Origin of the sequence: Burkholderia sp. HI2714 (assembly GCF_002223085.1) — a bacterium.
GTDB lineage: Bacteria > Pseudomonadota > Gammaproteobacteria > Burkholderiales > Burkholderiaceae > Burkholderia > Burkholderia lata_D.
Genome location: NZ_NKFM01000015.1, coordinates 26,296 through 38,139, shown reverse-complemented (window position 1 = coordinate 38,139; position 11,844 = coordinate 26,296). Strand labels below are relative to the sequence as shown.

Genomic DNA, 11,844 nt, shown 5'->3' with positions numbered 1-11,844 from the left:
ATCAGATCCTCACGTGCGTTGCGCATAGTTCGTTTCGACCCACTTGCGGTAATCGCCGGACACGACCTCGTCCACCCATCCCTGATTGTCGAGATACCAGCGCACGGTCTTCGCGAGCCCGGTCTCGAACGTTTCGGCCGGCTTCCAGCCAAGCTCGCGCTCGAGCTTGCGCGCATCGATCGCATAGCGGCGATCATGGCCCGGGCGGTCCGTCACGTACGTGATCAGATCGCGGTACGAGCCCGTCGCCTTCGGCCGCGCCGCGTCGAGCAGATCACAGAGCGTGTGCACGACGTCGAGGTTCTTCTTCTCGTTCCAGCCGCCGATGTTGTACGTCTCGCCCGGCACGCCGCGCGCAAGCACTTCGCGGATCGCACTGCAGTGATCGCCGACGTACAGCCAGTCGCGCACGTTCTGGCCGTCGCCGTAGACCGGCAGCGGCTTGCCGGCGAGCGCATTTGCGATCATCAGCGGGATCAGTTTCTCCGGGAACTGGTACGGACCGTAGTTGTTCGAGCAGTTCGTTGTGAGCGTCGGCAGGCCGTACGTGTGATGATACGCACGCACCAGATGGTCGGAGCCGGCCTTTGTCGCCGAATAGGGGCTGTTCGGGGCGTAAGGCGTCGTTTCCGAGAACTGGGGGTCGGTCGCGGACAGCGACCCGAACACCTCGTCGGTCGACACGTGCAGGAAGCGGAATGCTGCCTTGTTCGCGTCGTTCAGGCCATTCCAGTACGTACGCGCTGCTTCGAGCAGCGTGAACGTGCCGACGACGTTGGTCTGCACGAAATCGGCCGGCCCGTGGATCGAGCGGTCGACGTGGCTCTCGGCGGCAAAATGGATCACGGCGCGCGGCCGATGCTCGGCAAACAGCGCATCGAGTGCCGCGCGATCGCAGATATCGACACGAGCGAACACATGATCCGGATTCCCGTCGAGCGGTGCCAGCGTCCGCAGATTGCCCGCATAGGTCAGCTTGTCGACGTTGAGCACGGCTTCGTCCGAGACGCCCATCCAGTCGAGTACAAAGTTGGCACCGATAAAACCCGCGCCGCCGGTAACCAGGATCATGAAACGTCCTCTAGTAATAATGTGCGGCGCGCCAGGCAGGCGCTCGTCGCACTTCTTGTCATGTCACAGTGGCCGAGTCTCGGCCGATCAGGCCCGGCATTTTAACCGGTCGTCATACCAGCAAAGTCACGAGATGTTAATTTCAGAGTGAAAATGTCAATTATAGGAATCCAGCCGGTGCCAACTCCATGCTGCTAACAACTTGATACAGCGCGAGGACCCTTTTCGCCACGAAGAATCGCATGCCTGGCGGGCCGCCCGATGTGGAACAGCCATGGCGCTACCTTATATTCATACGATTCTCCCCAGTTCACCCCGTTTCGGCACGATCTGACCCTCATGCTTCCCGCCCCCATCGCCATCGGCGACATCCAAGGCTGTCATTCCGCCTTCCAGTCTTTGTTAGAAAAGCTTTCAGCCCCCGCCGACACGCCCCTCTGGATCGCCGGCGACGTCGTCAACCGCGGCCCGGACTCCCTCGCCGCGCTGCGCGCACTCGTCGACCTCGGCCCGCGCGCGACCGTCGTGCTCGGCAATCACGACCTGCACCTGCTCGCGGTCTCCGCCGGCCTGCGCACCGAACGCCCGGGCGACACCATCGGCGAGATCCTCGACGCGCCCGACGCCGATGCGCTGCTCGACTGGGTCCGTCACCGCCCGTTCGTGCATGCGGAGAACGGGATGCTGCTCGTGCATGCGGGCGTGCTGCCGCAGTGGGATGCGACCCTCGTGCTGGAACTCGCCGACGAACTGCAGCGGGCACTGCGCGCGCCGGACTGGCGCGACACGCTGCAGCACCTGTACGGGAACGAACCGAACCAGTGGCATCCGAACCTGAAGAAACGCGACCGGATGCGGGTGGCATTCAATGCGTTCACGCGCGTACGCTTCTGCACGCCCGACGGTGCGATGGACTTCAAGGCGAACGGCGGCCCCGGCAGCGCGCCGCCTGGCTACCTGCCGTGGTTCGACGTACCGGGGCGCCGCACGGAGGACGTGACGGTCGTGTTCGGCCACTGGGCCGCGCTCGGCCTGATGGTGCGCGAGAACGTCATCGCGCTCGATTCAGGGTGTGTGTGGGGGAACCAGCTGTCGGCCGTACGGCTGACGGCCGATCCGGCGCAGCGCACGGTCACGCAGGTGCAATGCGAAGCGTGCCGCGCGCCGGGCGGAGAGTGATTAAAGGCTGACCCGCGTCGCCTGAACGCGCGTCAACCCTCACGCCCCGGCACGGGTGCGTCAGCCGCCTCGTCGCCTGCCGCACCGGCACCGAGTTCCGTCGCTGGATACGCATGCTTCTGCAATTCCGCGAGCGACTCGGCCGTCGGCTTGCCAACCTTCTCCTGCAGCTTTGCAAGCGCAGCCGCGATCGCATCGCGCGCCGCCGCGGACGTCGCCCGCCGGTCGCCGCCCGGCGCGATGGGTTCGCACACGTAAAGGTGCGCGACGAGCGGGCCGCCGCGCAACACCATGTCGAGCGACGTGCCGAGCGCCAGTTCGCCCGTGTAGGCCGGCGCGACCGACTGCCGCCGCTGCGCGTCCTCGTACATCAGGCAGATCGGCTGCACCGCGCAGCCGGCCGATACCGCGGCCTGGAACAGGTTCGCGTGGAACGGCAGCAGCTCCTGCCCGTCGGTCGTCGTCCCTTCCGGAAACACGCACATCAGCCCGCCGTTGCGCAGGCGCTCGGCCATCTCGTGCATGACGCGCATCGCCTCGGTGCGCTTCTCGCGCTGCAGGAACACGGTGTCGAGCTTCTCGGCGAGCCAGCCGACCACCGGCCACTGCCGCACCTCGGCCTTCGACACGAACGGCGTCGGCCGCCACGCGTTGACCGTGTAGATGTCGAGCCACGACACGTGATTGCCGACCACGAGCGCGCTCGCGTCGAGCCGCGCGCTGTCGTTATGGACGACGAGGCGCATCCCGCAGATCCGCAGCAGCTTGAGCGACCAGCGGCGTATCAGCTCGGCGCGGCGCGCGGGTGTGACGTGCGAAAAACGCAGCGCGACGATCGCCATGCCGCGCAACAGGTGAAAGACGAGACGCAGCTTGCGAATGGCAATCATGGCGATAGTCCGGCGTGGTTCAGTGGCGCTCGAACGCGACCCGCCCGGCCACGAGCGTCGCGCGCACGGTGGCCGGCAGTTCGTAGCCGAGGAACGGCGAGTTGTGGCCCTGGCTCTTCAGCGCCCGCGGCTCGACACGCCAGTGGGCACGCGGATCGAACACGCACAGGTCGGCCGCGCCGCCTTCGGCAAGGCGGCCGGCCGGCAGCTTCAGCACGTCGGCCGGTGCGGACGTGATGCGGCGCAGCGCCTGCGCAAGCGGCGTACGCGTCTCGTCGGCCCACTTCAGCGTCAGCGACAGCAGCAGCTCGAGCCCGGTCGCGCCCGGCGTCGCTTCGCCGAACGGCAGCAGCTTCTCGTCGTCGTCGACCGGCGTGTGGTCGGAGCAGATCGCATCGATCGTGCCGTCGGCGAGCGCCACGCGAATCGCTTCGCGATCGCGCTCGCTGCGCAGCGGCGGATCGAGCCGGAACTGCGAATCGAAGTAGCCGATGTCGACGTCGATCAGATGCAGGTGATTCACGCCGACGTCGCAGGTCACGGGCAGCCCCTCGGCCTTCGCCTCGCGCACGAGCGCGAGGCCGGCTGCCGACGACAGCCGCGCGAGGTGCACGCGTGCGCCCGTCACGCGCATCAGTTCGAAGATCGTGTGCAGCGCGATCGTCTCGGCCGCGACCGGCACGCCGGACAGCCCGAGCCGCGACGCCAGCGCACCGCTCGCGGCGACACCGCCGCGGCCGATGAAGGCGTCTTGCGGGCGCAGCCACGTGGTGTAGTCGTAGGTGCTCGCGTACTGCAGCGCACGCAGCAGCACCTGCGTGTCGCGCACCGGCACGTTGGCATGCGTGAAGCCGACGCAACCGGACTCGGTCAGCGCGACCATCTCGGTGATCACCTCACCCTTGAGGCCGACCGTCAGCGCGCCGAGCGGATGCACGTTCGCCTGGTGCAGGTTGCGCGCACGGAACTTGAGCATCTCGACGAGGCCCGGCTCGTCGAGCACGGGGTCGGTATCCGGCGGGCACACGAGGGTCGTGACACCGCCCGCGACGGCCGCGGCCATCTCGGACGCGAGCGTCGCCTTGTGTTCGTAGCCGGGCTCGCGCAGCCGCGCGCACAGGTCGACGAGGCCGGGCGCGACGATCAGGCCCGCCGCGTCGATCGTGTTGTCCGCGTTGAAACCGGCCGGCGCCGCCGTGCCGAGCGCGGCGATCTTGCCGTCCGCGACGAATACGTCGGCCCGCTGCTCGGTGCCGGCGACCGGGTCGATCAGCGTGCCGCCTTTGATATGAATCTTCATGCGCTGTCTGTGAATGCGTTGATTGCGTGAATAAGGAGGCGCGAAAGCGGGCTCAGTCGCTGTTGCCGGCGACGATGCCCATCACCGCCATCCGCACGGCGATGCCGAACGTGACCTGGTTGAGGATCACCGACTGCGGGCCATCGGCGACCTGCGAATCGATCTCGACGCCGCGGTTCATCGGGCCCGGGTGCATCACGATCGCGTCGGGCGCGGCGAGCGCGAGGCGCTCGGGCGTCAGGCCCCAGGTCTTGAAGTATTCCTGCGCGGACGGCAGCAGCGCGCCGCTCATCCGCTCGTTCTGCAGGCGCAGCATGATGATCACGTCGACGCCCTTCAGCCCTTCGTCGAGGTTGTGGAACACCTTCACGCCCATCTGCTCGAGACCGCCCGGCAGCAGCGTGCGCGGGCCGATCGCGCGCACTTCCGGCACGCCGAGCGTGGTGAGCGCGTGGATGTCGGAGCGCGCGACACGCGAATGCAGGATGTCGCCGACGATCGCCACGCGCAGCTTCGTGAAGTCGCGCTTGTAGTGACGGATCGTGTACATGTCGAGCAGGCCCTGCGTCGGGTGCGCATGGCGGCCGTCGCCGGCGTTGATCACGTGCACGTGCGGTGCGCAGTGCTCGGCGATCAGGTACGGCGCGCCGCTCGACGCGTGGCGCACGACGAACAGGTCGGCATGCATCGCCGACAGGTTGTTGATCGTGTCGAGCAGCGATTCGCCCTTGCTCGTCGACGACGCATTGATGTTCAGGTTCAGCACGTCGGCCGACAGGCGCGTCGCGGCGATCTCGAAGGTCGTGCGCGTGCGCGTCGAGTTCTCGAAGAACAGGTTGAACACGGACTTGCCGCGCAGCAGCGGCACCTTCTTCACTTCACGGTCCGTCACGCTGACGAACTGCTCGGCCGTATCGAGGATGTGGTTGACGATCGAGCGCGGCAGGCCCTCGATCGACAGCAGGTGCTTCAGTTCGCCGTTTTTCGTGAGCTGCGGGTTGCCCTTCAGGAAGCCGTAGCGGAACCGGTCGGGGCTCGCGGCCGCAGCGGGATTGCCGGTGCGGCCAGTGGTGTCGGTGGTCATGGTGTGCGTGATTCCAACTATGCAAACGGGCCGCGGTGCAAACCAGCGGCCCGGGATACGGTTCGCGTGTCGTTCAGGCGCCGTGCGCCTCGACGCGCAGCGTGAACTGCGCATCGTCGCGTGCGAGCACGAGCGTCGCGCCGGCCGGCACGTCGAGCGCGCCGCCCGCGAAGCGCGCGGCGACCGGCAGCTCGCGGCCGCCGCGATCGGCGAGCACCGCGAGCTCGACCGCGGCCGGACGGCCATAGTCGAACAGCTCGTTGAGTGCCGCGCGCACGGTGCGCCCGGTAAACAGCACGTCGTCGACGAGCACGATGCGCGCGCCGTCGACCTCGAACGGCAGCGACGTCGGGCTGGCCTGGCTGTGCAGCCCCTTCTTCGCGTAATCGTCGCGGTGCAGCGCGACGTTCACGACGCCGAACGCCGTCGCGCCGAGGTCGCGCGCGAGGCGCTCGGCAAGCCATGCGCCGCCGCTGTGAATGCCGGCGAGCCGCGGGCCGCCCGGTTCGGCGAAAGCCGTGCCGTACGCGGCGCGGATCTGGTCGAGCAGGACGCGGTAAAGCGCCTCGGCGTCAATGGTGCTCATGGTCGGACGATTGATCGAAATACTGTTGAAGGATGACGCGCGCGGCCTCGGCATCGAGCATGTCGGCCCGTGCGCGGCCGCGCACATTGCGCTCGCGCAGCCCGGCCTCGGCCTCGACCGACGAATAGCGCTCGTCGACCCACGTGACGGGCAGCCCGAAGCGGCCGTTCAGCTGGTTGCCGAAGCGCTTCGCCTGCTGCGTCATGTCGTGCGGCGTGCCGTCCGGATGCATCGGCAGGCCGACGACGAGCGCGTCCGGCCGCCATTCGGCCAGCAGGTCGCCGACCGCCTTGAAGCGGTGTTCGCGGTTCAGGTTCTGGATCACGACGAGCGCGCGGGCCGAGCGCGTCAGCGCATTGCCGACCGCGACGCCGATACGTTTTTCGCCGTAGTCGAACGCGAGGAACGTCGCATCGCGCGCACTCGCGCCACTCATGCGTGCCCTGCTTCGCCGGACAGCATCGACGAGCTGACGCCGAGCAGGCCGAGTGCGGCTTCGAAGCGCTCTTCGGCCGGCGTGTCGAACACGATGCGCGGATCGGCGGCCACGGTCAGCCAGCCGTTGCGGGAAATTTCTTCCTCGAGCTGCCCTGCCCCCCAGCCCGCATGGCCGAGCGTCAGCAGGAAGCGTTTCGGGCCGGTGCCCGTCGCGACCGCCTCCAGCACGTCCTTCGACGTGGTCATCTCCAGCCCGCCCTCGACGGACATCGACGAGTTGTAGCTCGCGCCCTCCACCGGCTCGTGCAGCACGAAACCGCGCTCGGTCTGGACCGGGCCGCCGAAGTACACCGGGATGTGCAGCAGCGGCTCGATGTCGAGCTTCAGGTCGATGCGGTTGAACAGCGATTCGAGGTCGATGTCGGTAGGACGATTGATGACGAGGCCGAGCGCACCGCGCTCGCTGTGATCGCAAAGATAGACCACCGTTCCCGAGAACGTCGGATCGGCCATGTTCGGCATGGCGATCAGGAACTGGTTGGTGAGATTGATGCGATCGGAAGGCTTTGACATGGTTTGAATTTTAGCAAAGACGCCGCGGCCTGACCGGGCCGCGATCAACAAGCAACGCCGCACCGCGCTGGCAACGGCGCGCACGGATCACACGGCACTCTAACACGCGCGCGGGCGCTGTCGGCAGCGTGTTGCGGGCCCGCGCGGCAAGGGCCGCCGGCGCGTGTTCGTCCCCTTGTTCGTCAGGCCCGTCCGAGCGCCGCGCCGAGCGCGCCGGACACCGCCGTGAGGTCCGGCGGCGCAACGCCGGCCGCAATCTTCAGCAGCGCCGCGCGCAGCATGTCGGACGCGTGGCCGTGTGCATCGAGGCCGCCGTCGGCGAGCGGCACGCCGTGCGCCGCACGCCGCCACGCGAGGCCGAGCGTGTCGGCCAGGAGCGCCGCGTGACCGAGCCCCAGCGCGCACGCGGCGGTACCGACCCGGTAGGCGGCGCCGGACGCATGCCATGCGGCACCCGCGTCGGCGCTCGCCGGATCGGCAGCCAGGTCGGCCATCGACGCATCGGCCGTCTGCAGGAAATCCTCATAGGCATGCGCATTGACCGTCACGACGCCGAGCGCGCGGGTCGGCGCAACCGCGACCGCATCGTGTTCGGCCCGGGCGGCATCGGCCTCCCACAACGCTTCGGACGCGGGCGTGCCGGCGACGTGCCAGTCGACCGTCAACCCGTAGTCGTGCAGCACGTCGACGAGCGCGACATCCTCGGCCGCGGCGCCGAACAGCGCGAAATCGCGCCACAGCAGCGCCACCGTCTCACGCACGAGTTCGGGCGGCGCACTGCGCCGGCCCTGCGCGTGCTCGCCGAGCAGCAGGTTCGTCCGCGCGAGAAAGCGCTTCAGCTCGGGTGCGCCGCTGGCGCGCAATGCGCGCACGCAGGCGGCCGCGAGCCGCCAGAAATCGTATGGATCGTCGCTGGCGAGCGCGGCCAGCATCGCATCGAGTTCGTCGAGCGCCGCGTCGGGTGCGCCGTGTTCCGCACGCAGCACACCGAGCAGCGCCTGTTCGTAGCGGGCACGAATCCGGGTCGCGAACGCGTCGGGCAGCGCGCGCAGCGTGGCGGGCGGCACCGCGCGGCCGACGAGCGCGAGCGCGTCGAGCGGCGCCTGCGCGCGCAGGTCGGCGGCGCTTTGCGCACGCAATGCACGGAAATGTTCGAAGAGAACGGGCGAGCAGGCAAGTTCGCGCAGGTTGTGGCGTGCGACGGCCGCGCGGAAATCGCGCAGCGCGGCACGCCAACCGGCCGAAGTCGGCTCGGTGGCGACGAGCGGCACGGCGGCCGACAGCTGCCCCGCGAAACGCGCGGCCGGCAGCCAGCCGGCTTCCGCCAGCACGGCCGCCGCAGCGGACAGCGGTGCGGCCGCGTCGTCGCGATGCTCGAAAGCGTCGGCGGCCGCCGCAAGCCATGCGTCGGCCGCGCGCACGGCCCCGCCGCGCGGGTTGGGCAATGCGTCAGGGTGGGGAACGTTCGCCGGTTCGGGCCTCATGGACACGCGCGCCTGTCATCGTCAAGTCGCTCGCGCAAGCCTCGACGCGCGAGCGCCGGGCCGATGCGAGGCCTGAGCGGTGTGTCCGTGGGCCAAGGGTCCGGTCAGATCTGGACCATCTCGAAGTCTTCCTTGCGGGCGCCGCATTCAGGACACGTCCAGTTGATCGGGACGTCTTCCCAGCGCGTGCCCGGGGCAATGCCCTCTTCCGGCAGCCCGGCTTCTTCGTCGTAAATCCAGCCACAAATCAGGCACATCCAGCTCTTGTATTCCATCTTAAGCCGCGTCGGGAAAGTCGGTAAATTCGGGAGCCATGATGGTACCGTGTCGGGGCCGGACTGCCTAGCAATCGCGCTGGAGTAACGCGACTACGTTGCGCTGCGCTAAAAAATCCGTCGTGCAGGCCGGATTCCGCCGCATAATGGCTGAAAAGTGCGGCCTGCCGGGCAACACAGGGCCGAAAACGCCCATTTCGCCTCGCCGTCCGCATGCCCGTCGCTTTCCCGTTTTTCTCTTGCCCCATTTTTACATGTCCAGCAACGCCCCTCCGATCGTCCTCACCTTTGGCCTGTCCGACCCCACCGGCGGCTCTGGCATTCAAGCCGATCTGTTGACCCTGGCGAGCATGGGCTGTCACGGCGTGTCCGTCCTGACGGGCTACACCGTGCGCGACTCGGCCGCCTGCGACGAAGTGACCGGCCTCGATCCCGACGTGGTCGCCGCCCAGGCGCGCATGCTGCTCGAAGACATGCCGGTTGCGGCGTTCAAGATCGGCGCGGCGACGCGCGCGGAAGTCGTGAGCGCGATTGCCGAGGTCGTCGCCGACTACGACGGCGTGCCGCTCGTGCTCGCGCCCGACTTCACGCTCGACGACGAGCACGTGCTCGCCGCCGACGACCTGCGCGAATCGATCGCCGACCTGCTGGCGCCGCAAACCACACTGCTGGTCGCCGACTACGCGACGCTGATCGCGCTTGCGCAGCCGGACGGCGACGCCGAGGCGCCGAATCTCGACGCGGCCGTCTCGCACCTGCTGTCGCAGGGCTGCGAGTACATCCTGTCGTCCGAGACGGGCTCGCACCGGCTCGTCAATACGCTGTACGGCGAGGAAGGCCAGCTCCGCGAGGACATGTGGGATCGCTCGCCGCACCGGCTGATGGGCATCACCGACACGCTGGGCGCGGCCATCGCGGCGCTGCTCGCGAACGGCCAGGAGCCGCCCGAAGCGGTTCGCGAGGCGCAGGAATACCTGTACCAGGCCGTGCGTGATGCGTTCCGGCCCGGCATGGGGGCGTACCTGCCCGACCGGTTCTTCTGGGCGCGCAGCAACGAAGATTCGGATACGCCGCCGGCCGTGAAGGCCGACCCGGTGCCGAGGACATCGCACCGGCATTGACGCACGTGCGGCGGGGCATGCCCCGCCGTCGCCCCCACGTCAGGCCCTTTGGGCGCAGCACCTCCGGCCGCCCCGCGCACGCATCGAAATCCGCGCGCACATAAAAAAAGACCCACATCGCTGCGGGTCTTTTCTTTTGGCTGGAACGCGCATCGCTGCGCGCTCCGGACACCATCGACCGAAGTCGATTACATGTCCATGCCCATGCCGCCCATGCCGCCCGGCATGCCGCCCGGCATCGGTGCATCTTCCTTCGGCAGTTCAGCAACAGCTGCGTCCGTCGTCAGCAGCAGGCCTGCAACCGACGCTGCGTTCTGCAGTGCGGTACGCGTGACCTTGGTCGGGTCGACGACACCGGCTTCGACCATGTCGACGTACTCGCCCGTCGCTGCGTTGTAGCCGTAGTTGCCCTGGCCTGCAGCAACTGCCGCCACCACGACGCTGGCTTCTTCGCCGCCGTTCGTGACGATCTGGCGCAGCGGCTCTTCCATTGCGCGCAGCACGATCTTGATGCCGGCGTTTTGATCGGCGTTAGCGCCGGTCAGGCCCGCGATCGCGGTGCGAGCGCGGATCAGCGCAACGCCGCCACCTGCCACGATGCCTTCTTCCACAGCTGCGCGCGTTGCGTGCAGTGCGTCTTCGACACGTGCCTTCTTTTCCTTCATTTCGACTTCGGTCGCAGCACCGACCTTGATCACTGCAACACCGCCGGCCAGCTTGGCCACGCGCTCTTGCAGCTTTTCACGGTCGTAGTCCGACGTCGCTTCTTCGATTTGCGCGCGCACTTGCTTCACGCGTGCTTCGATGTTCACGGCTTCGCCTGCGCCGTCGATGATCGTCGTGTTTTCCTTGCCCACTTCGATGCGCTTCGCCTGACCCAGTTCTGCCAGCGTTGCCTTCTCGAGCGTCAGGCCGGTTTCTTCCGCGATCACCTGGCCGCCGGTCAGGATCGCGATGTCTTCCAGCATCGCCTTGCGACGATCGCCGAAGCCCGGCGCCTTGACCGCAACGGTCTTCAGGATGCCGCGGATGTTGTTGACGACCAGCGTTGCGAGCGCTTCGCCTTCGATGTCTTCCGCGATGATCAGCAGCGGACGGCCAGCCTTCGCGACTTGCTCGAGCACCGGCAGCAGATCACGGATGTTCGACACCTTCTTGTCGTGCAGCAGCACGAACGGGTTGTCGAGGACGGCGACTTGCTTTTCCGGGTTGTTGATGAAGTACGGCGACAGGTAGCCGCGGTCGAATTGCATGCCTTCGACGACGTCGAGTTCGTCAGCCAGCGACTTGCCGTCTTCGACGGTGATGACGCCTTCCTTGCCGACCTTGTCCATCGCTTCAGCGATGCGATCGCCGATCGACGTGTCGCTGTTCGCCGAGATCGAGCCGACCTGTGCGATTTCCTTGTTGGTCGTGCACGGCTTGCTGATCTTCTTCAGCTCTTCGACAGCCGCTGCGACTGCCTTGTCGATGCCGCGCTTCAGGTCCATCGGGTTCATGCCCGATGCGACGTACTTCATGCCTTCGCGAACGATCGATTGCGCGAGGACGGTTGCCGTCGTCGTGCCGTCGCCTGCGTTGTCGCTGGTCTTGGAAGCGACTTCCTTGACCATTTGCGCGCCCATGTTCTGGAGCTTGTCCTTCAGCTCGATTTCCTTCGCGACCGACACACCGTCCTTGGTGACCGTCGGGCCGCCGAAGCTGCGCTCGAGCACGACGTTGCGGCCCTTCGGACCCAGCGTGACCTTGACTGCGTTGGCGAGAATGTTCACGCCTTCGACCATCTTCGAACGGGCGGAATCGCCGAATACGACGTCTTTAGCTGCCATCTTCTAACTCCTTG

12 protein-coding genes are annotated in these 11,844 nt (G+C 67.4%); 2 read left to right on the top strand and 10 right to left on the bottom strand.

The window, feature by feature from the left end:
* Positions 1-9 precede the first annotated feature (9 nt).
* Positions 10-1,071: a dTDP-glucose 4,6-dehydratase gene (gene rfbB / locus CFB82_RS04640; RefSeq protein ID WP_089445057.1), complete on the bottom strand. Its 1,062-nt coding sequence runs from the start codon at positions 1,069-1,071 to the stop codon at positions 10-12.
* A 339-nt stretch (positions 1,072-1,410) separates the two neighbouring features.
* On the opposite strand from rfbB, the gene CFB82_RS04635 reads away from it, so the two are divergent.
* A complete protein-coding gene (locus CFB82_RS04635) occupies positions 1,411-2,250 on the top strand; it encodes a symmetrical bis(5'-nucleosyl)-tetraphosphatase (protein ID WP_089445056.1) in 840 nt (279 codons plus the stop codon).
* 32 nt (positions 2,251-2,282) lie between these two features.
* Here the strand turns inward: CFB82_RS04635 and CFB82_RS04630 are convergent, their stop codons facing one another.
* The 8 genes from CFB82_RS04630 to CFB82_RS04595 form a co-directional block, all read right to left on the bottom strand.
* A complete protein-coding gene (locus CFB82_RS04630) occupies positions 2,283-3,140 on the bottom strand; it encodes a lysophospholipid acyltransferase family protein (RefSeq protein WP_089445055.1) in 858 nt (285 codons plus the stop codon).
* Positions 3,141-3,159: 19 nt separating this feature from the next.
* Positions 3,160-4,440 carry a dihydroorotase gene (locus CFB82_RS04625; RefSeq protein ID WP_089445054.1) on the bottom strand — a complete coding sequence of 427 codons (1,281 nt, stop codon included), beginning with the start codon at positions 4,438-4,440 and terminating at the stop codon, positions 3,160-3,162.
* A 52-nt stretch (positions 4,441-4,492) separates the two neighbouring features.
* Positions 4,493-5,524 carry an aspartate carbamoyltransferase catalytic subunit gene (locus tag CFB82_RS04620; protein WP_006476735.1) on the bottom strand — a complete coding sequence of 344 codons (1,032 nt, stop codon included), beginning with the start codon at positions 5,522-5,524 and terminating at the stop codon, positions 4,493-4,495.
* Positions 5,525-5,597: 73 nt separating this feature from the next.
* Complete coding sequence (gene pyrR, locus CFB82_RS04615) at positions 5,598-6,110, bottom strand: bifunctional pyr operon transcriptional regulator/uracil phosphoribosyltransferase PyrR (protein ID WP_089445053.1); 513 nt, start codon at positions 6,108-6,110, stop codon at positions 5,598-5,600.
* The gene (ruvX, locus tag CFB82_RS04610; RefSeq protein ID WP_089445052.1) at positions 6,097-6,546 is read right to left on the bottom strand and encodes a Holliday junction resolvase RuvX; all 450 of its coding nucleotides are present in this window, start codon (positions 6,544-6,546) and stop codon (positions 6,097-6,099) included. The genes pyrR and ruvX overlap by 14 nt, the downstream gene beginning before the upstream one ends.
* Complete coding sequence (locus tag CFB82_RS04605) at positions 6,543-7,121, bottom strand: YqgE/AlgH family protein (RefSeq protein ID WP_011351143.1); 579 nt, start codon at positions 7,119-7,121, stop codon at positions 6,543-6,545. The genes ruvX and CFB82_RS04605 overlap by 4 nt, the downstream gene beginning before the upstream one ends.
* Before the next feature lie 182 nt (positions 7,122-7,303).
* Positions 7,304-8,605 carry a hypothetical protein gene (locus CFB82_RS04600; protein WP_089445051.1) on the bottom strand — a complete coding sequence of 434 codons (1,302 nt, stop codon included), beginning with the start codon at positions 8,603-8,605 and terminating at the stop codon, positions 7,304-7,306.
* A 104-nt stretch (positions 8,606-8,709) separates the two neighbouring features.
* Entirely contained in the window at positions 8,710-8,880 is a 171-nt protein-coding gene (locus tag CFB82_RS04595; RefSeq protein WP_004186709.1) for a rubredoxin, read from the bottom strand.
* Between the two features lie 254 nt (positions 8,881-9,134).
* Here CFB82_RS04595 and CFB82_RS04590 point away from each other — a divergent pair, with 254 nt between their 5' ends.
* Positions 9,135-10,001, top strand: coding sequence for a hydroxymethylpyrimidine/phosphomethylpyrimidine kinase (locus CFB82_RS04590; protein WP_089424656.1), 867 nt, complete (start codon positions 9,135-9,137; stop codon positions 9,999-10,001).
* 188 nt (positions 10,002-10,189) lie between these two features.
* Here CFB82_RS04590 and groL read toward each other — a convergent pair whose 3' ends face one another.
* The gene (groL, locus tag CFB82_RS04585; protein ID WP_039361154.1) at positions 10,190-11,830 is read right to left on the bottom strand and encodes a chaperonin GroEL; all 1,641 of its coding nucleotides are present in this window, start codon (positions 11,828-11,830) and stop codon (positions 10,190-10,192) included.
* Between the last annotated feature and the right edge of the window lie 14 nt (positions 11,831-11,844).

Bases quoted from the DNA above. Each gene is read 5' to 3' on its own strand.
- rfbB (WP_089445057.1), bottom strand. From the start codon at position 1,071: ATGATCCTGGTTACCGGCGGCGCGGGTTTTATCGGTGCCAACTTTGTA.
- CFB82_RS04635 (WP_089445056.1), top strand. From the start codon at position 1,411: ATGCTTCCCGCCCCCATCGCCATCGGCGACATCCAAGGCTGTCATTCC.
- CFB82_RS04630 (WP_089445055.1), bottom strand. From the start codon at position 3,140: ATGATTGCCATTCGCAAGCTGCGTCTCGTCTTTCACCTGTTGCGCGGC.
- CFB82_RS04625 (WP_089445054.1), bottom strand. From the start codon at position 4,440: ATGAAGATTCATATCAAAGGCGGCACGCTGATCGACCCGGTCGCCGGC.
- CFB82_RS04620 (WP_006476735.1), bottom strand. From the start codon at position 5,524: ATGACCACCGACACCACTGGCCGCACCGGCAATCCCGCTGCGGCCGCG.
- pyrR (WP_089445053.1), bottom strand. From the start codon at position 6,110: ATGAGCACCATTGACGCCGAGGCGCTTTACCGCGTCCTGCTCGACCAG.
- ruvX (WP_089445052.1), bottom strand. From the start codon at position 6,546: ATGAGTGGCGCGAGTGCGCGCGATGCGACGTTCCTCGCGTTCGACTAC.
- CFB82_RS04605 (WP_011351143.1), bottom strand. From the start codon at position 7,121: ATGTCAAAGCCTTCCGATCGCATCAATCTCACCAACCAGTTCCTGATC.
- CFB82_RS04600 (WP_089445051.1), bottom strand. From the start codon at position 8,605: ATGAGGCCCGAACCGGCGAACGTTCCCCACCCTGACGCATTGCCCAAC.
- CFB82_RS04595 (WP_004186709.1), bottom strand. From the start codon at position 8,880: ATGGAATACAAGAGCTGGATGTGCCTGATTTGTGGCTGGATTTACGAC.
- CFB82_RS04590 (WP_089424656.1), top strand. From the start codon at position 9,135: ATGTCCAGCAACGCCCCTCCGATCGTCCTCACCTTTGGCCTGTCCGAC.
- groL (WP_039361154.1), bottom strand. From the start codon at position 11,830: ATGGCAGCTAAAGACGTCGTATTCGGCGATTCCGCCCGTTCGAAGATG.